This window comes from Lonsdalea quercina, from assembly GCF_900107885.1.
Classification (GTDB): Bacteria; Pseudomonadota; Gammaproteobacteria; order Enterobacterales; family Enterobacteriaceae; genus Lonsdalea; species Lonsdalea quercina.
Map to the genome: position 1 here is coordinate 393,093 of NZ_FNQS01000001.1, position 17,749 is coordinate 410,841.

Here is a 17,749-nt window from a genome sequence, read left to right on the forward strand (position 1 = left end):
AGTCTCGCCGCCGTCGGCGAGACTGATGTGCTTAATGACCGGGGAAGTCGACCAGGCTGAAACACTGTACGCCCATGGCTTCCAGGCGCTGCTGACCACCAAGGTCAAACAGGTTGATGACAAAGGCTGCGTCAGTGACCTCGCCGCCTAAACGACGGATCAATTTCACCGTCGCTTCGACTGTGCCGCCGGTCGCCAGCAGATCGTCGATAACCAGCACTTTATCGCCGGCAGTAATGGAGTCTTCGTGGATTTCCAGCGTGTCGGTGCCGTATTCCAGCTCATAGCTTTCGCATAGCGTTTTACGCGGCAATTTTCCTGGTTTGCGCACCGGTACGAAGCCTACGTTCATTGCCAGCGCCACCGGCGCACCGAACAGAAAGCCACGCGCTTCAGTTCCAACGACTTTGGTGATGCCAGCATGACGATAACGCTCTGCCAGGAGGGAAATGCTGGCCGCGTAGGCCTGCGGATTTTCCAACAGGCTCGTGACGTCACGGAACAGTATGCCCGGCTTTGGGTAGTCGGGAACGCTCTTGATACTGTTTTTAATTAATTCTGGCTGTGTTACGGTCATAATCCTGTGCCTGATAAAACAATCTGTTCAGTGAATAACGGACGCCCGTTGTCGCTCTGGCGGCCATCACGCGCCCTTCGCCGGGAAAGGAGTAGAGGTGGGACGCGCACGAAAACGCTCAAATCTAGTCAAACTGACTGACAAATGCAACAGCCCAGCACCCGGTCGCTCACTTTTATTGCTCCCGATCAACCACCGGCAGCCGCAACATAAAGATGAGCAGGCAGGCCATCACCACCAATAATAATCCCCGCACCCACGGAATATTGACCATCCATATCGATAAGGCGAAGGTGGCGACGATCACCACGAGCGCTTTGACTTTGACGCCCGGCGGCAAAGCCCGATGCTGCTGCCAATGTCGCAGATAGCCGCCGAACCACGAACGATGCAGCAGCCAGTAGTGAAAACGCGGCGACGATCGGGCGAAGCACCAGGCGGCCAACAGCAGAAACGGCGTGGTGGGCAAAAGCGGAAGCACGACGCCCAGCGTAGCCAGCACGACGGCAATCCATCCCAACACGATCAAGACCACACGATACATACACCACACTCCCGCTAGTAGATGTCGCCGAACCCTTGCCCATACATAGTAACGGGTGTAACACTGATTTGACCATCGCGGAACAGGATCGCAAATGCCGTCAAAGCAGGTATCATGGCGTCACGTTTAACCCACCGTCGTTCCGTGCTTAATTCATGTTCGATCGCGCTATTCTTACCCCAATCTATCAATTTTTGACGGCTGAAACGCCTGACGAGTGGGTTATCGAGGCACAAAAAGCCGATAATCTACCGACCCTTTTGCGCGACCACGCGCTGTGCGAACTGAAAGCGGCGCAAAACGCGGCGCATCTCCTGCGGCGCTACGCCGTGGATGAGTCCGGCCAGCGACAGCTGATGGACTGGCTCATGCCATATGAAAACTTCGCTTACCATGACCGCAGTAACTTTGCCGAACTGGAAGCGAAAAACCCAGTATCCAAGCAGATAAGTATTCGAACGGGCTGCCGCTATGGGCAGGATATGATCGACAAGATGGTGTTGTTGATAAAAGAAGAGCTGCACCATTTTCATCAGGTGCTGGAAATAATGGCCTCTCTGGGGATTGTCTATCAGCGCCTGCCTGCCAGCCGATATGCGAAAGGTATGCTTCGACACGTGATGACGCATGAGCCGAATATGCTGGTTGATAAGCTGATTATCGGCGCATTTATTGAGGCCCGATCCTGCGAACGCTTTGCTAAACTGGCCCCATATTTGGACTCGCAATTACAGAAGTTTTATCTCTCCCTGCTGAGGTCTGAGGCCCGTCACTATCAGGACTATCTTGCGCTGGCCAAGCAAATTGCCGACCGAGACATTTTACCGAGGATCGCGTTCTTTGCGGAGATTGAGGCTAACCTGATCGTTTCGCCCGATGACGATTTCAAATTTCATAGCGGCAAGCCCCGTGTCGACGGCCCCCCACCGCTTTGATTCACCGCACAATGACTGAGGCAACCGAATGAGCACCTCGACGCTGTTGCAAGCGCTAGACCATCAGATCGCCAGCCTGGCCGAACAAATAGCGCCGGTTATAGGGATGACGACAGCCCGATCCCGTTTCGACCGCCAGCTGTTTGGCTGTTATGGCACACGCTTCGGCGACTATCTGGCCGAAGTGAAACAAAATCATCAGCACCTGCAGCAATATGTCGCCGAAAATCGCACCGACCGAGTGGCTTTTATGGCAGAAAAACTGCTGGCTCAGATTACGGCGCTACAGCGTGAACTAGGTACCTGGAAAATGCGGCAGCAGAGCCCCTCCGCCCCAACGCCGCCCGATCTCTACCACAAGTTGGCCGAGCATCAAGGCTATGAACGACGTTTGATAGCGATGATTCAGGATCGGGAAAGTTTACTTATCCAGCAAACTGCGTTTGACGAAAAACAGCGGTTGCAACAAGAGTTGGCGGCGCTGGAAGGCCGGCTGGCGCGCTGTCGACAGGCGCTTACGCGTTTGGAACGTCAAATTGAAAGGCGGGAACAAGGTTCCTAAAAACTCGTTGCTCGCGGTGATATCTGCTATATCTACACGCTGATTCCGAGCGAACGGGAAGGTGAACCCCTATGTCACTGGAAAATGCAGCTCCCGAAGTCAAACTGGCGGTGGATCTCATTATGTTGCTTGAGACCAACCAGATTGACCCTGAGGTGGTACTCGCCGCACTCGACATTGTGCGTAAGGACTATCTGCACAAGACCCAAGGACAGGGCGATCTCTCAACCGATTAGCGGTTGTTCAGCCGGAACAGACGTTTTAAACGTTTGTTCCGGCGATTCCCGTTGTCGAAACTTACAGGTGCGATGGATTGTCCGGCAGCTGACGCGACACCTCTTTCACTTCCTTTCCCTGCTCATTATGCAAATACACTTCCAGCTGATTGAAAGCGATATTGATGTCATTTTCCCGACAGAGTCGGTCGATCGCGCGGTTCAGCTCATCCACCGTGTAGCTGCGATCGCGTAGCTCGCGCACATACAGTCTCAGCTCATGATTGAGGGTGCTGGCGCCGAACGCGAGGAAAAACACCTGCGGCTCCGGATCGGTCATCACACGGGGGTTCTCACGCGCGGCCTGCAGCAAGACGGATTTCACCTTATCGAGATCGGACCCATAAGCCACGCCGATACTGATGATCACACGCGTAATCGTGTCCGACAGCGACCAGTTGATCAGACGTTCCGTCACAAAAGCCTTGTTGGGAATGATCACCTCTTTACGGTCAAAATCCGTAATCGTCGTCGCTCGAATTCTGATCTTGCTGACCGTTCCCGAAAACGTACCGATGGTGATCGTATCGCCGATACGCACGGGGCGTTCGAATAGGATGATCAGACCGGAGACGAAGTTGGCGAAGATCTCCTGCAAACCGAATCCGAGCCCGACGGACAACGCCGCGACCAGCCACTGTAGTTTGTCCCACGATACGCCGAGCGAGCTGAGGGCAGTCACCGCGCCGACGGACGTAATCAGGTAGGTCAGGATCGTCGTGATGGCATAGGAGGTCCCCTGCCGCAGCTGCAGTCGCGAAAGCACCAAGACTTCCAACAGCCCCGGCAAGTTGCGGGTCATGACGTAGGCAATCACAATCACCGCCAGCGACAGCAGCAGGTTGCCGAGCGTTACCGCTTGCAGGACGTTGCTGCCGCCCACGGATGCGTTGTAATGCCACAGCGTGACGCTATCGAGATAGGAGAACACCGTCACCAAGTCCGCCCATATCCCATAAATCGCCCCGCAGAAGATCATCACCAGGACCATGGTGGTCAATCGCAACGATTGCTGGCTGATTTGTTCCAACGCCAGCGGCGCTTCAGGTACCGGTTCGCTCCCTTCAGCGCCCTCTTTCACCACGTTCTGCCGTCTGGCCAGCGCACGGCGATAGGCCAGACGTCGGGCGGCGACGCTCAGTCCGCGGATCGTCGCCATGTAGACCACGTTCCATACGATCAGCAGATACAAGCTTTCGATCCAACGACCGGACAGGCGCAATGTCGTATAGAAGTAACCACTCAACATCAGCACGATCAAAAAAGGCGGCATCAGCGCGATGGCCGTCACAACGATCAGACGCATCGTATGGCGGTCCTTGTCACGCCAGCTATCCCGGCAAAGCGGAAAGACCAGCACCGACAGCAGCACCAAGTTGAGGACGATCACCAATTGCCCGATAACGTCGTCCACCAGATACAACGGGATCTGTTCGCCGATAACAGACCAAAAAATCAGCGGCAGCAGCGCACATCCCAGTCGCAGCGTTTGCCTGCGATAGTGCGCGCTTAACGAAGGCGCTAAGTTGAAATGCCGTTCGAACATGCCCTCCGGCTTCAAGCCCTGCCAGGCAAGCCCGAAGACGAGCCAGAACAGCGCCAGATCCTGACTCAGCAGCCACGCAAATTCGCCGAGTTGCCCCCCGGCGCGCTCCAGCCACAGCCCCACACATATCAATATAAGCGTGCCGGGCAACACTTTAATCAGCAATAGCAGAATCGTCTGGGGAGTATGGAGCTGGCTGTCGCGTTTGAGCTGTCCGACGTCTTTGGACAATTTGTCGAGATAATGGTCGATAGATTTTCGACGCCAGAAGATCAGCCCCACCAGCAGCATCGCCGGAACAACATAAAGCAAGGACCGTAAAGCCCCCTGAACAAACTGTTCCGATTTGACTGCGATATGGATGCCGTGCAGCTGCTGTTTAAGCGAGGACGGAAATTCTTTCAGCCAGCTCCAGTCCATCGGCTTGTTGCTGTTAACCCAGAAGATCTGCTGAGTCAGCGTTCTTTGCAGCGAGGCATTCACGCTGCCGAGCTGCTGTCGGTTGATTTGCAGGTTGATTGCGAGCATGAGCTGGTTGCCGAGCTGCTTGTTCAACTGGTCGAGCAACTCCCGGCGCATGTCCAGAATCTGCTCCAGCGCGTCGGTCACTTCGCTGTTGGAGACCGTATTGTTGCGCGCCAGCAGCTTCTGGATATATTCATCGCCGCGAAACAGCTCATCGCGCTGCTGGTTGATGTCGAACTGCTCCAGGCGCAGATCGGCGATCTGCGTGCTCATGTCACTCAGTTCATCTGCCGAAGGGAGGTTTTGCTGCTGCTGATACAAGATGCGTGACAATAACAGGCTGCCTTTAAGTACGGTGACCTGCTCTTTCAGATTACGCTCGGACTGCGTGGCGCGATCCAACCAGTTTTTGACCTGAATGCTTTGCTGCACCAGCGTATTTCCGGCTTCGGTCGCGGCAATCAACCGCTGACTGAGCTGACGGTTGATCTCCATTTCCGTCTTAACCAGGGGGTTTTCCTGAATGCGTTGCAGCTCGCCGGATGTCTGAGCCTCTTTGGCCGTTTTCTCTGACAGGTTAAGACGTTTGTGGCTGACCACATTTTGCAGCGCCTGTACCATGCGTTCTTGCTGATTAATCTGAGCCGCAGTGTAGTCACGCTGCTTTTGCAACAGATCCTGAAGCGTCGTGTTCACTTCCAGACTTTTGCGCTGTTGCTCCATCTGAGCGCTTAACAGGGCCTGTTCCGTCAATAGCAACGTTTGCTGGCTCGGACGCAACGTCGCCTGTTCCGGGTCCAGACCATTGAGCTGATTGCGTAGCTGCTGACTGCGCTGCGATGCCGTCAGCATGGCGCTCTGTACTCTTTCCGGCTGCGTCTGCAGCGAAATCAGCTGACTATTGTAATTAGACAGGTTTTCCTGCGCCGACTGCAGGCCAGCCAGCGTATCATTTAACCGCGACTCCAACTGTTTGATAGATAAGGATTCGAGGGTAGAAAGAGAGACTTCCGACGACGAAGTCAGGGCCGCCAAATCATCGCTCGTCTGCCGTAGCTTGGCCGGGGCTTGTGCCGCCTGAAGTTTTAACTGAGCGGTTTCCTGCTTAACCCTGTCTATCGCGTCCAGCACGTCAAGCGTTTTGGTGTAATCCTCTATAACCAGCTTATCGGCCGGAGATTGGCTTTTTTGTTTATTCAGAGTGTCGAGGCGGTTTTGAATATCGCTTCGGGTCGGCAAATCATTTGTCAGCGCCAACGCTGGCGCGCTTACGGCCAGCGCCAGACACATCGTTAGAAGAAGTGCCGACAGCGAGCGCAGGGCGGAATCCGACACGCGGGAAAAAGAGGCGTAAAAATGGCGCAAAATAGAGAAGCTGGAACTCATGACACATCATCGTATAAGCGGAGATATGCCAAGTTTATCACGCCTCGGTCGAGCCGAGATATGTGAATCCGTGGGGAAGCGTAACGGTATTTACGATCTATAAACAATTTTCAGGTCGATAAACCTGACGCATCGCAGGGCTGAAACGCAGCATATCAATGAGGCCATCGACTAAAAATGGCGCTTCGTGACTCAATGCGAAGCTTTCCGGCATAAATAACCAGTTTTCCATCACGCCAGATAGGTAGGCGCGCAGCGCAATCGCCGCCCGATGGGCATCAATATCCTCAGGCAGCTTGCCGGAGTGAATGCAGCGCCCCAACAAAACGTCCACTTTATTGTAACAATCAAGATGGATTTCTTTGCGTCCGTGGCAGGTCGAGCGAATTTCGCCGCTAAACTCGCATTTATGGAAAATAATCTCCATCATCGCGCGCCAATCGCCGTCACACTCGATCTGCTTCAGCATATAAATAAGGACTTCCCGCATAACATGAAGTGGATCATCCGGAAATTTTGCATGATACTCAGTTTCAAACTCGGTCATTTTTGTTTCTGAACGCGCCCAGATTTCTGCAAACAGTTCGGCTTTGTTTCTGAAATGCCAGTAAATAGCACCTCGTGTTACACCCGCAGCGACCGCAATGTCGGACAATGACGTCGCAGAGACACCGTGCTCGGAGAAGAGGCGTAGTGCCGTCTCCATAATGTGCTGGCGGGTTTCCTCAGCCTGTTTTTTGGTTTTTCGTGCCATAGCATTATTTTAACTGAAAGGTGTGATTTACATACATTCGTGTATGTATGTAACATAGCATGAACTGAATATTATCGCAGCAATGGGTTTGGGCTTGTCATCCATTGATCAATTTTCGAATCGGAATCTTGAGGTTTATTTTATGAATAAAAACAGAAGGCTTTTGCCTCTGGCGGCGGTGCTAATGCTTTCTGGCGGCTTAGTTCTCACTGGATGTGATAATAAGGATGAAAACCAAGGCAATGCGGCAGGAAACCCGCCAGCGGTAGATATTGTCACCATAAAAGCACAACCTCTGAATATCATCACCGAACTGCCGGGACGCACCAATTCTTACCGGGTGGCAGAAGTCCGTCCTCAGGTCGGCGGCATTATCCTCAAGCGTAATTTCGTGGAAGGCGGCGACGTCCAGGCCGGCGTATCACTGTACCAAATCGACCCTGCGCCTTATCAGGCACAGCTTAATAGCGCGAAAGGCACGCTGGCGGAAGCGCAGGCGAACGCCGAAGTCGCGCGTTTGACCGTCAACCGTTACAAACCGCTGTTAGGCACTAACTACATCAGCAAGCAGGATTATGATCAGGCCGTCGCGACTTCCCGTCAGGCCGACGCAACGGTCGTTTCCGGCAAAGCCGCCGTAGACTCCGCCCAAATCAATCTCGATTACACCAAAGTCACTGCCCCGATTTCAGGCCGCATTGGTAAGTCCACGGTCACTGAAGGCGCCTTGGTTTCCAGCGCTCAAACGACCGCGCTCACCACCATTCAGCAACTTGACCCCATTTATGTGGACGTGACGCAGTCCAGCAACGATTTTCTGCGGCTCAAGAATGATTTGAACAGTGGCACTATTCAGGCGACCAACGGTAAAGCCAACGTCCGTCTGTTGCTAGAAAACGGTACCGAATACGATCAGCAGGGTACGCTGGAGTTCTCCGACGTCACTGTCGATGAAACGACCGGTTCCATCACTCTACGCGCCATCTTCCCGAACCCTTCACACAACCTGCTGCCCGGTATGTTCGTTCGTGCGCGTCTGGATGCCGGCGTGAATCAAAACGCGATTCTGGTTCCTCAGGAAGGCGTGACCCGCACTCCGCGCGGCGATGCTTCCGCATTGGTTGTGGGTGAAGGGGATAAAGTTGAAGTCCGTTCGGTCACCACGGCTCAGGCCATTGGCGACAAGTGGGTGGTGACTTCAGGCATTAAACCTGGCGATCGCGTGATTGTTTCCGGCTTGCAAAAGATTAAACCCGGTATCGTGGTGACAGCGCAGGAAGTCAAATCTGACAGCACTCAGCAGCCTCAAACTCAACCCGCCAAGTCTTAACAGGAGCCGGTAATCAATGGCTAAGTTTTTTATAGATCGCCCCATCTTCGCATGGGTCATTGCCATTATGGTGATGCTGACCGGGCTATTGGCGATAACGCAGTTGCCGGTAGCCCAGTATCCGAGCATTGCGCCACCGTCGGTTGAAGTGACAGCCTCTTATCCGGGCGCTGACGCCAAAACGGTGCAGGATACAGTCACCCAGGTCATCGAACAGAACATGAGCGGCATCGATAATCTGCTGTACATGTCATCGAACAGCGACTCGTCCGGTAACGCTCAAATCACGTTAACCTTTGACTCCAAAGCTAATCCTGACATCGCGCAGGTACAGGTGCAGAACAAGCTGCAGCTCGCCATGCCGCTTTTGCCGCAGGAAGTTCAGCAGCAAGGCGTCAGCGTACAGAAGTCCAGCAGCAGCTTTCTGATGGTAATTGGTTTCATCAGCGATGATAAAAACACCACCCAACAGGATATTGCGGACTACGTCGGCTCCAGCGTCAAAGACCCCATCAGCCGCGTCACCGGTGTCGGTGACACTCAGCTGTTTGGTGCCCAGTACGCCATGCGTATCTGGCTTGACCCCAATAAACTGACCAATTATCAGATGACCACGTCAGACGTGGTTTCAGCGATTACGGTGCAGAACACGCAGATTGCCGCCGGTCAGTTAGGCGGGACGCCGCCAGTGCCGGGACAAAAACTGAACTCGTCAATTATCGCTCAGACAAGACTTAATAATACCGAACAGTTCGGCAATATCCTGATCCGCGTAAACCAGGACGGTTCGCAGGTTCGGCTGAAAGACGTCGCCCGAATCGAACTGGGGGGTGAGGACTACAGCGTCGTGGCTCGTTATAACGGCCAGCCGGCTTCCGGCCTCGGCATCAAACTGGCAACCGGGGCTAATGCGCTGGATACGGCCAACGCCGTTAAAGCCGAGTTAGCTAAGCTGCAGGCGCAGTTTCCTTCGGGTTTGAAAGTGGTCTATCCGTACGACACCACTCCGTTCGTTAAGATTTCTATTAACGAAGTGGTGAAAACGCTGATTGAAGCTATCGTGCTGGTATTTCTGGTTATGTATCTGTTCCTGCAGAACTTCCGTGCGACGCTCATCCCGACCATCGCGGTACCGGTCGTCTTGCTGGGGACGTTCGCCATCCTCTCGGCATTTGGCTACTCCATTAATACCCTGACCATGTTCGCCATGGTGTTGGCGATCGGTCTTCTGGTGGATGACGCCATCGTCGTCGTAGAAAACGTCGAACGTGTCATGGCGGAAGAAGGACTATCACCAAAAGAAGCAACGCGAAAATCCATGGGGCAAATTCAGGGCGCTCTGGTGGGGATCGCGCTTGTGCTATCCGCCGTATTTGTGCCGATGGCCTTCTCCGGCGGTTCTACCGGCGCCATTTACCGTCAGTTCTCGGTCACCATCGTATCTTCCATGGTGCTGTCCGTCCTGGTGGCATTAATCTTGACCCCAGCCCTGTGCGCCACACTGCTTAAACCTGTTGATAATCAAGGTCACGGCAAAACCAAAGGCTTCTTCGGCTGGTTCAACCGTCTTTTTGAAAAGAGTACGCATCACTACACCGATAGCGTTGCCAACATTCTGCGCAGTACCGGTCGCTATGTCCTGATTTACCTGCTGCTGGTCGTTGGACTCGGTCTGATGTTCTTGCGTCTGCCCAGTTCGTTCCTGCCCCAGGAAGATCAGGGCGTGCTGCTCACCATGGTGCAACTGCCTGTCGGCTCCACGCAGGAAAGTACCCAAAAAGTGCTGGATCAAGTGGATTCGTACTACCTGAATAATGAAAAGGACAACGTGAACTCCGTCTTTACCGTCAACGGTTTCGGATTCGCCGGACGCGGGCAGAACATGGGGATAGCCTTCGCCAGCCTGAAAGATTGGGATGAACGTAGCGGAGCGGCCAATAAGGTCGATGCTATCGCCGGCCGAGCTTACGCCGCCTTCTCGCAGATAAAAGAAGGATTGGTCATTCCGTTCAACATCCCCGCCATCGTTGAGCTGGGTACCGCCAGCGGCTTCGACTTCCAGCTGGTTGACCAGGGAAATTTGGGCCATGACAAGCTGATGCAGGCTCGTAACCAGCTGTTAGGGTTGGTCGCGCAGCACTCGGATACGCTGGTGAGCGTGCGTCCGAACGGCATGGAAGATACACCGCAATATCGTCTGGATATCGACCAGGAGAAAGCGCTTGCTCTGGGCGTTACGCTGGATGAAATCAATTCGACGCTGGCGACCGCGCTGGGGGGTAGTTACGTCAACGACTTCATCGACCGCGGTCGGGTGAAAAAAGTCTACGTTCAGGCGGATGCGAAATTCCGTATGCTGCCCGGCGATATTCAGAACTGGTATGTCCGCGGTACTGCTGGGCAAATGGTTCCATTCTCCGCCTTCGGCTCGGCACACTGGGAATATGGTTCACCTCGTCTGGAACGTTACAACGGCTTACCCTCCATGGAGATTCTGGGGGAGGCCGCGCCAGGAAAAAGTACGGGTGAAGCAATGGCGCTGATGGAAGAGCTGGCTTCGCAGTTGCCTGAGGGGATCAACTTTGACTGGACGGGCATGTCTTACCAGGAACGTCTGGCAGGAAACCAGGCGCCAGCGCTGATTGTTATTTCCGCCATCGTCGTATTCTTGTGTCTTGCCGCACTGTACGAAAGTTGGTCTATTCCCTTCTCCGTCATGCTCGTCGTACCGCTCGGAATTCTGGGGGCAGTTGTTGCAGCCAGCATGCGCGGGTTGGAAAACGACGTGTATTTCAAGGTGGGAATGCTCACCACTATTGGGCTATCCGCCAAAAACGCCATCTTGATCGTGGAGTTTGCGAAAGACCTAATGGAAAAAGAAGGAAAAGGCTTGGTGGAAGCAACGCTCGATGCCGTACGGATGCGTTTGCGCCCCATTCTGATGACCTCACTGGCCTTTATTTTGGGTGTCGTGCCGCTGGTTATCAGCTCAGGCGCTGGCTCCGGCGCGCAGAACGCGGTGGGGACTGGGGTCATGGGCGGGATGTTGACCGCCACCATTTTGGCTATCTATTTCGTGCCCGTCTTTTATGTCGTCGTCAGCCGACGCTTCAGTAAAAAGAAAGGCGCTGAGAATACGGAACATCAGCCAGACCAGCACTAATCCACATCTTGAAGTTTCAATAGGCCGCTCAAGCGGCCTATTTTTTTCTCTCAACTCATCCATTCATGCAAACCACAGTTGATCGTCGAATAAAAAAAGCGCAGAATAAATGTTATGTTATAACATAAACTATAGGTGTGTTATGAAATCCAATATACATCCCCACTACCGTACCGTGCTTTTCCACGACACCAGCGCAAATACGTTCTATACCGTAGGATCAACAATCGCGACGGAAAGAACTCATGAATATGAGGGGAACATTTATCCCTATGTCACCATTGAAGTTTCTGCAGCCTCACATCCCTACTACACCGGCAAGCAGAAAGAGTATTCAAAAGAGGGAAGCGCAGCACGCTTTCAAAAAAGATTCGGCCATTTTCTAAAATCTTAGAGACGGGAGAAATGCTATATGCAGGTATTAAGCTCACTAAGCAGCGCCAAAAAACGCCACAAGGATTGTATCGTCGTTAAACGGCGAGGCAGAATTTACGTTATTTGTAAAAGCCATCCTCGCTTTAATGCAGTTCAAGGCCGGAAAAAGAAAAAACACTAATGAATAACTCATCGGACCTTTACGCCGACCTCAATAAACAAACAATTAAGCCTGAAAGAACTTTTCTTACTCCTTCGGATTTAAACAGGTTTTAACACTTAGGTAACTCACTGACTGTTAATGATTCGGCGTATTGCACTCTATCACCTTTAAAAGCGGTTTGGCTTTTGACCGCTATAGGGGAGCATCCTCCCCTATCCCACCTACCGTTCAGTCAACACCTTTGAGATTGAGTGATGCTATTTTTGTTACATTTTATATGGATACCTTACATTCGATTCTGGAAAAACTAATTACCATAGTAAATGTAGTACGTTTAAAAAGAGACGCTTAATAGTCCTGTATCCCAATTAATACATTACAAAATTTGAACGATGAGTTCGATAGCAGCAATTACGACAGAAAATGTCCGCGCAGTGCGAACCTAGGTGTTCTTTGCTATAGTTGATGCAGAATGACTTTTACATTGATGTGAGGACATTCTTTACATTCACCGTGTTATCCTTGGTTGGTCTATTTGAGGACAGCGGAGTGTAATCTCTCTTATGCAATTCATCACGTTACCTGCTAAAGCAGGAGTAAACCCTAAGTAAGACTGAACCATGGCTTAACGGAGGGATTGAAATGGATGAGTACTCACCTAAACATTATGATATTGCCCAACTCAGATTCTTGTGTGAGAATCTGCGCGACGAAAGTATCGCGACGCTAGGTGACAGCAATCACGGCTGGGTGAATGATCCGACCTCCGCAATAAATCTTCAGCTCAATGAGCTTATTGAGCATATTGCGGCCTTTATTGGCACCTATAAAATTAAATACCCGGATGATGAAGAGTTGTACATGCGGGTTGAAAAATATTTAGACGATACTTATATTCTTTTCAGTAATTACGGCATTAATGATGCCGAGCTGCGGAGATGGCAAAAGTCTAAGTCACAATTATTCAGAATGCTCTCAGAAAAGAGCAGCTATGCAACAGTAAGAACTTAAGCAATTATTTGCCTTATACTTATTTTAACCCAGGAAAATTCATAAAGGTTATTATGAAAAAAATAGATTACTTGATGCGTTTGCGCAAATGCACAACCATTGACACTCTCGAACGAGTTATTGAAAAAAACAAGTATGAACTCTCTAACGATGAGTTAGAAATGTTCTATTCTGCGGCAGACCACCGTCTGGCCGAGCTGACCATGAATAAGCTCTACGACAAAGTCCCTACCGCTGTATGGAAATACGTACGTTAATACGTATTAATCCTCTAGCGTTGAGCTAAAAGTACATTGAGCCGATATCATGATCGGCCTTTGTCTTATTAGAAAAATTAAGCAATATGCTAAAACGAGTAACAACGTATATGTACATATTTCCGCCTTAATTCATCAGAGATGACTGGGTCCTCATTTTATTAAACAACTCCCTACCGATAGAGATAAGTCTTTTTATAAACTTATCCTCAATGGCGTTCAATGCTTAAACCCGATAGCGCCCAATAAATAAAATGCGAAACAACGCCAAGTTTCTAAACAAAGATTATCCAGAAAGCAAAAATAAGAAGGGTAAGAAGGGGTAGGAACCATCTGAAATGGTGGAGGCCCCGCCAGCTACATCCCGGCACACACGTCGCCTGCTGCGGCTGCTTCCTTCCGGACCTGACCGAGTCCACAGGTTAGTGTTGCGGGAGAACCAACAGGGCCTCCATTGACGGCTCCGCACTGCGAAGCGGTGGGCATTATCAGCGATGACCTGCTCAATTGCAAGCCGACACGGCCTAACCGCCGTTTTCTTACCCACTACCGACTTGATACCATGCACTATCGATAAATCTCATGGCAAACAGGAGTCTCCCTACGGCTATGTCGCCACATGAAGATAATTTTCGACAACGCGTGTTCCAGGTCATCGCGGCGGTCCCTTTTGGTCAAGTCACAACCTACGGAGACATCGCGCTTTTAGCCGGCTCGCCCCGCGCTGCGCGCCAAGTCGGCGCTATATTGCGTAATCTGCCTGAAGGAACCGCGCTCCCCTGGCACCGTGTGATTAATCGAAAAGGCCAGCTATCGTTGACGGGCCCCGATTACCAGCGCCAAAAGCTGGCGCTGGTTGCGGAAGGAATAAGATTTAATTTAGCTGGTAAAATTGACCTCAACCAGTTTCGGTGGCAACCAACGACGTAAATCTGATCGCTCGCCGCTGGTTCCCCCCTTGATTACTGCATCGGGGAAACGGCCGTACCTGAAACAGGGGGCACCGTCGCTCCGCTATGGATATCCGTCCCTGCCGCTAAAGGTACTGACGGATTAGCCGGTACAGGCACAGACTCCACCGGCACCAAAGTCAACTCGGCGGAACGAACGCCATTGGTAATCACAGGCACTACCCTTTCCGTAATCAGCGTGACGCGATGATTGATGGTAACTGCCGCGCTCAAAAGCACACGCGCTTTAGGTTGGATATCGTTCGGGTTATAGGGCAGAACGAAGTGGAAAGGCGACTGTTTTCCATGAGTCAATGTCACCCGCTGGGTAATGATTTTCGCCGGAGCGTCGGCCAGCGAGGCATCTGAAACAGTCACTGTTAATTCGGCATCCGCTGGCAGTGCTATTTTTTGTCGAATATTCACCGTGCCGGTCACGGAAGGCTGAGCAATGCCGGGTAGATAGCTGCCACTCGCCGGAATAGGACCTCTGACGTCCGGAGCTACACCACTATCACTTTTATCCGCACACCCAACCAAGCCGATCGATACCATGATACCGCCCAAGATATGCCATAATTTCATTTGGTAAGTCTCCCTTTATCATTTATATGGCCTTCGGCGAAAACCGATGACCGCTAAGTAGCAAGAACCACTCGGCGTTTTAATTATGGTTCAATATCTTGGTATTTTCATAAGGGATGACATAAAGGACCAAAACAAAAAGTGGGGTCCCGTGGTTATCGCACCAGGACCCGCAACATAGCGTACTAGCGACAAGGCTGATAATGATGAGTCAGGCATTACAACAGCTTCTCGATTTGCTGAATCTGGAAAAAATCGAGGGAGGTTTATTTCGTGGTCAAAGTCAGGAGTTAGGACTGAGACAGGTCTTTGGCGGCCAGGTTGTCGGTCAGGCGCTTTCGGCGGCGAAACAGACGGTTTCCGAAAAACGTAGCGTGCACTCTTTTCACTGTTACTTTCTTTTGCCAGGAGACAGTCAAAAGCCCATTATCTATCAGGTTACTACCTTACGAGAAGGCAAGAGCTTCAGTACCCTACGCGTAGATGCCATTCAGAACGGCCGCCCTATTTTTCATATGACCGCCTCATTTCAGCGACCCGAGCCGGGGTTTGAACACCAGAGCGTGATGCCGCAGGTGCCGATGCCCGAAAACTTGCCTTCAGAGCAAGACATAGCTCAGAGCCTGGCTCATTTGCTGCCGCCTCAGTTGAAAGAGATGCTTACCAAACAACGTCCTATCGAAATGCGGCCGGTAAAATTCCATAACCCGCTGAAAGGAGAAGTTGAGCCACCAATCCGCCATGTCTGGTGCCGAGCTAACGGTAAGTTGGCTGACGATGAACGCATTCACCAATACCTTTTGGGATATACCTCCGACTGCAACTGTCTGCTAACGGCGCTCCAACCTCACGGCGTTGGTTTTCTCGAACCCAACATGCAGGTGGCCACTATCGATCACGCGATGTGGTTCCACCGACCATTCCGTATGGATGACTGGCTGCTTTATGCCGTCGACAGCCCATCGGCCTCCGGCGCCAGAGGGTTGGTTCGAGGTCAGTTCTACACCCGAGAAGGCGTGCTGGTTGCCTCCAGCATGCAAGAAGGCGTTATCCGGCGACACAGCGCGTAGCCGCTCTTCCTTGTAATTACCCCAATAAAAAAACCACCCGCAGCAAACTCACGGGTGGTTTTTTCCGGTCGAGGCGTGTATTACACGCCCCGGGATACTGATTATTGGTTGTAAGCGTTTTCGCCGTGGCTGTTAACATCCAGCCCTTCACGTTCTTGCTCTTCCGGTACGCGAAGACCCACAGCCATATCAGCGATTTTGAAGGCAATGAATGCGGCCACGCCAGACCATATGATACAAACGATCACGCTGAACAGCTGAACCCAAACCTGATGAGCCATGGTGACGCCTTCCGCGTACCCCACGCCGCCCAGCGAAGACGAGGTGAAGACGCCCGTCAAAATGCAGCCGACGATACCGCAGACGCCGTGAACGCCGAAGACGTCGCATGGATCGTCAACACGCAGCCAGCGTTTCAACACGGTTACGCCCCACAGGCCAGCGAAGCCGCCCGCAAAACCGATGATCATCGCACCACCAACGCCAACCGTACCCGCCGCAGGCGTAATGGCAACCAGACCTGCGATACAGCCGGAGCACGCGCCCAGCAGAGAAGGCTTGCCACGCAGAACCCATTCGCCGACGACCCAGGCCAGAATCGCTGCCGCCGTAGCGATCACCGTGGTCAAAAATGCCAGACCCGCGATATTGTTGGCTGAGCTAGCGGAACCCGCGTTGAAGCCGAACCAGCCGATATACAGAATAGCGGTTCCGATGCACACCATCGGCAGGTTATGGGGTTTGAACGCTTCTTTGCCGAAGCCGACGCGTTTACCCAGCAAGGTTGCGCCAACCAGCCCCGCAACCGCGGCGTTGATGTGCACTACCGTGCCCCCGGCGAAATCAAGCGCCCCGTCTGCGGCCAGATAGCCGCCGCCCCACACCATGTGAGTCATTGGGAGGTAGGACAATGTCAGCCACAGAACCACAAAAATCAGTGCTGCGGAAAAGCGAATACGCTCCGCCAGAGCACCAATCACCAGGCCAACAGTAATGCACGCGAAGGAGCCTTGGAAAGCGACGTGGATGTACTGGTAGAACGTGCCGTTCTGAGAGTTGATATCAATGCCATTCAGCATGAAGTTACTCAGGCTGCCGAAAAATTCGTTGCCGGAGCTGAACGCAACGCTGTAACCATAGATAACCCACAACAGACAAACCAGCGCGAAAGCAACCACCACTTGAGACAGTACAGACAGCACGTTTTTGGAACGAATCAGACCGCCGTAAAACAGTGCGATGCCAGGAATGGTCATAAAAAGCACTAAAGCGGTACAAATCATCATGAAAGCGTTATCGGCTTTATCGATCACTGGTGCTGCAGTCTCAGCCAAGGCGCATGCCGGTAACATGGCTACGGTACCCAGACCAGACAAGAAGGATAGTTTCTTCATTTCATTCATCCCTATTTATAAGGCTAAATCAGGTAGTTGTTATAGTGCAGCTTCATCTGTTTCGCCGGTACGGATGCGAATGACGCGCTGTAGTTCGGCGACAAAGATTTTACCGTCGCCAATCTTGCCGGTGTAGGCGGCTTTGCTGATCACATCGATCACTTCATCGAGCTGATCTTCGGCGATAGCGATATCTATTTTTACTTTAGGCAAGAAATTGACGCTGTATTCCGCGCCACGGTACAGTTCCGCATGGCCCTTTTGCCGTCCGAATCCCTTTACCTCTGTTACGGTAAGGCCTTGAATACCAATGGAAGAAAGGGCTTCGCGCACGTCTTCCAGCTTGAACGGTTTGATTACCACAGTCACCAATTTCATTCTCATCCCCCTAACCCGTTAAGTTCAGG

18 protein-coding genes and 1 other RNA gene are annotated in these 17,749 nt (G+C 52.2%); 11 read left to right on the plus strand and 8 right to left on the minus strand.

The features are described 5' to 3' along the window. Positions 1-31: 31 nt before the first annotated feature. Both apt and BLU64_RS01780 read right to left on the minus strand, forming a co-directional pair. On the minus strand, positions 32-577 hold the full coding sequence (gene apt, locus BLU64_RS01775) for an adenine phosphoribosyltransferase (protein WP_026742840.1): 546 nt from the start codon (positions 575-577) through the stop codon (positions 32-34). 175 nt (positions 578-752) lie between these two features. Next, positions 753-1,121 carry a DUF454 family protein gene (locus BLU64_RS01780; protein ID WP_074727765.1) on the minus strand — a complete coding sequence of 123 codons (369 nt, stop codon included), beginning with the start codon at positions 1,119-1,121 and terminating at the stop codon, positions 753-755. Between the two features lie 155 nt (positions 1,122-1,276). On the opposite strand from BLU64_RS01780, the gene miaE reads away from it, so the two are divergent. From miaE to rsmS, 3 genes are all read left to right on the plus strand, one after another. Beyond that, positions 1,277-2,056, plus strand: coding sequence for a tRNA isopentenyl-2-thiomethyl-A-37 hydroxylase MiaE (gene miaE, locus BLU64_RS01785; RefSeq protein WP_026742842.1), 780 nt, complete (start codon positions 1,277-1,279; stop codon positions 2,054-2,056). Between the two features lie 28 nt (positions 2,057-2,084). After that, positions 2,085-2,618: a primosomal replication protein PriC gene (gene priC / locus BLU64_RS01790; RefSeq protein WP_026742843.1), complete on the plus strand. Its 534-nt coding sequence runs from the start codon at positions 2,085-2,087 to the stop codon at positions 2,616-2,618. A 71-nt stretch (positions 2,619-2,689) separates the two neighbouring features. After that, the gene (rsmS, locus tag BLU64_RS01795) at positions 2,690-2,854 is read left to right on the plus strand and encodes a pleiotropic regulatory protein RsmS (RefSeq protein ID WP_071999776.1); all 165 of its coding nucleotides are present in this window, start codon (positions 2,690-2,692) and stop codon (positions 2,852-2,854) included. A 61-nt stretch (positions 2,855-2,915) separates the two neighbouring features. Here the strand turns inward: rsmS and mscK are convergent, their stop codons facing one another. Both mscK and acrR read right to left on the minus strand, forming a co-directional pair. Further along, positions 2,916-6,194, minus strand: coding sequence for a mechanosensitive channel MscK (mscK, locus tag BLU64_RS01800; protein WP_074727876.1), 3,279 nt, complete (start codon positions 6,192-6,194; stop codon positions 2,916-2,918). 193 nt (positions 6,195-6,387) lie between these two features. Beyond that, on the minus strand, positions 6,388-7,044 hold the full coding sequence (acrR, locus tag BLU64_RS01805) for a multidrug efflux transporter transcriptional repressor AcrR (protein ID WP_026742845.1): 657 nt from the start codon (positions 7,042-7,044) through the stop codon (positions 6,388-6,390). 142 nt (positions 7,045-7,186) lie between these two features. Here acrR and BLU64_RS01810 point away from each other — a divergent pair, with 142 nt between their 5' ends. The 6 genes from BLU64_RS01810 (at position 7,187) to BLU64_RS01835 (ending at position 13,343) form a co-directional block, all read left to right on the plus strand. Then, positions 7,187-8,374, plus strand: a complete 1,188-nt coding sequence (locus BLU64_RS01810; protein WP_026742846.1) for an efflux RND transporter periplasmic adaptor subunit — start codon at positions 7,187-7,189, stop codon at positions 8,372-8,374. Between the two features lie 16 nt (positions 8,375-8,390). Next, entirely contained in the window at positions 8,391-11,537 is a 3,147-nt protein-coding gene (locus BLU64_RS01815) for an efflux RND transporter permease subunit (protein WP_074727766.1), read from the plus strand. Between the two features lie 142 nt (positions 11,538-11,679). Next, a complete protein-coding gene (locus BLU64_RS01820) occupies positions 11,680-11,931 on the plus strand; it encodes a type B 50S ribosomal protein L31 (RefSeq protein ID WP_071999777.1) in 252 nt (83 codons plus the stop codon). Between the two features lie 18 nt (positions 11,932-11,949). Then, positions 11,950-12,093, plus strand: coding sequence for a type B 50S ribosomal protein L36 (gene ykgO, locus BLU64_RS01825; RefSeq protein WP_071999778.1), 144 nt, complete (start codon positions 11,950-11,952; stop codon positions 12,091-12,093). A gap of 624 nt (positions 12,094-12,717) precedes the next feature. Continuing rightward, complete coding sequence (gene tomB / locus BLU64_RS01830) at positions 12,718-13,086, plus strand: Hha toxicity modulator TomB (RefSeq protein WP_026738849.1); 369 nt, start codon at positions 12,718-12,720, stop codon at positions 13,084-13,086. 53 nt (positions 13,087-13,139) lie between these two features. Continuing rightward, positions 13,140-13,343 carry an HHA domain-containing protein gene (locus BLU64_RS01835; RefSeq protein WP_009114000.1) on the plus strand — a complete coding sequence of 68 codons (204 nt, stop codon included), beginning with the start codon at positions 13,140-13,142 and terminating at the stop codon, positions 13,341-13,343. Positions 13,344-13,691: 348 nt separating this feature from the next. Here the strand turns inward: BLU64_RS01835 and ffs are convergent. After that, positions 13,692-13,788: signal recognition particle sRNA small type (gene ffs, locus BLU64_RS01840), an RNA gene on the minus strand. Positions 13,789-13,952: 164 nt separating this feature from the next. Here ffs and BLU64_RS01845 point away from each other — a divergent pair. Beyond that, a complete protein-coding gene (locus BLU64_RS01845) occupies positions 13,953-14,273 on the plus strand; it encodes an MGMT family protein (protein ID WP_244888407.1) in 321 nt (106 codons plus the stop codon). Between the two features lie 32 nt (positions 14,274-14,305). Here the strand turns inward: BLU64_RS01845 and BLU64_RS01850 are convergent, their stop codons facing one another. Continuing rightward, positions 14,306-14,878 carry a YbaY family lipoprotein gene (locus BLU64_RS01850; protein ID WP_071999779.1) on the minus strand — a complete coding sequence of 191 codons (573 nt, stop codon included), beginning with the start codon at positions 14,876-14,878 and terminating at the stop codon, positions 14,306-14,308. 206 nt (positions 14,879-15,084) lie between these two features. On the opposite strand from BLU64_RS01850, the gene tesB reads away from it, so the two are divergent. Then, positions 15,085-15,948 (plus strand): acyl-CoA thioesterase II, encoded by an 864-nt coding sequence (tesB, locus tag BLU64_RS01855; RefSeq protein ID WP_026742849.1) that lies wholly within the window; start codon positions 15,085-15,087, stop codon positions 15,946-15,948. Positions 15,949-16,049: 101 nt separating this feature from the next. Here tesB and amtB read toward each other — a convergent pair whose 3' ends face one another. Further along, on the minus strand, positions 16,050-17,342 hold the full coding sequence (amtB, locus tag BLU64_RS01860) for an ammonium transporter AmtB (protein ID WP_026742850.1): 1,293 nt from the start codon (positions 17,340-17,342) through the stop codon (positions 16,050-16,052). Positions 17,343-17,381: 39 nt separating this feature from the next. After that, positions 17,382-17,720 (minus strand): P-II family nitrogen regulator, encoded by a 339-nt coding sequence (gene glnK / locus BLU64_RS01865; protein WP_026742851.1) that lies wholly within the window; start codon positions 17,718-17,720, stop codon positions 17,382-17,384. Between the last annotated feature and the right edge of the window lie 29 nt (positions 17,721-17,749).

What these genes read in the sequence shown, in the direction of transcription:
- mscK (WP_074727876.1), bottom strand. Translation starts at nt 6,194, where the DNA reads ATGTGTCTGGCGCTGGCCGTAAGCGCGCCAGCGTTGGCGCTGACAAAT.
- tomB (WP_026738849.1), top strand. Translation starts at nt 12,718, where the DNA reads ATGGATGAGTACTCACCTAAACATTATGATATTGCCCAACTCAGATTC.
- BLU64_RS01850 (WP_071999779.1), bottom strand. Translation starts at nt 14,878, where the DNA reads ATGAAATTATGGCATATCTTGGGCGGTATCATGGTATCGATCGGCTTG.
- BLU64_RS01845 (WP_244888407.1), top strand. Translation starts at nt 13,953, where the DNA reads ATGTCGCCACATGAAGATAATTTTCGACAACGCGTGTTCCAGGTCATC.
- priC (WP_026742843.1), top strand. Translation starts at nt 2,085, where the DNA reads ATGAGCACCTCGACGCTGTTGCAAGCGCTAGACCATCAGATCGCCAGC.
- BLU64_RS01780 (WP_074727765.1), bottom strand. Translation starts at nt 1,121, where the DNA reads ATGTATCGTGTGGTCTTGATCGTGTTGGGATGGATTGCCGTCGTGCTG.
- BLU64_RS01835 (WP_009114000.1), top strand. Translation starts at nt 13,140, where the DNA reads ATGAAAAAAATAGATTACTTGATGCGTTTGCGCAAATGCACAACCATT.
- BLU64_RS01815 (WP_074727766.1), top strand. Translation starts at nt 8,391, where the DNA reads ATGGCTAAGTTTTTTATAGATCGCCCCATCTTCGCATGGGTCATTGCC.
- apt (WP_026742840.1), bottom strand. Translation starts at nt 577, where the DNA reads ATGACCGTAACACAGCCAGAATTAATTAAAAACAGTATCAAGAGCGTT.
- miaE (WP_026742842.1), top strand. Translation starts at nt 1,277, where the DNA reads ATGTTCGATCGCGCTATTCTTACCCCAATCTATCAATTTTTGACGGCT.
- BLU64_RS01810 (WP_026742846.1), top strand. Translation starts at nt 7,187, where the DNA reads ATGAATAAAAACAGAAGGCTTTTGCCTCTGGCGGCGGTGCTAATGCTT.
- BLU64_RS01820 (WP_071999777.1), top strand. Translation starts at nt 11,680, where the DNA reads ATGAAATCCAATATACATCCCCACTACCGTACCGTGCTTTTCCACGAC.
- rsmS (WP_071999776.1), top strand. Translation starts at nt 2,690, where the DNA reads ATGTCACTGGAAAATGCAGCTCCCGAAGTCAAACTGGCGGTGGATCTC.
- ykgO (WP_071999778.1), top strand. Translation starts at nt 11,950, where the DNA reads ATGCAGGTATTAAGCTCACTAAGCAGCGCCAAAAAACGCCACAAGGAT.
- acrR (WP_026742845.1), bottom strand. Translation starts at nt 7,044, where the DNA reads ATGGCACGAAAAACCAAAAAACAGGCTGAGGAAACCCGCCAGCACATT.
- glnK (WP_026742851.1), bottom strand. Translation starts at nt 17,720, where the DNA reads ATGAAATTGGTGACTGTGGTAATCAAACCGTTCAAGCTGGAAGACGTG.
- tesB (WP_026742849.1), top strand. Translation starts at nt 15,085, where the DNA reads ATGAGTCAGGCATTACAACAGCTTCTCGATTTGCTGAATCTGGAAAAA.
- amtB (WP_026742850.1), bottom strand. Translation starts at nt 17,342, where the DNA reads ATGAAGAAACTATCCTTCTTGTCTGGTCTGGGTACCGTAGCCATGTTA.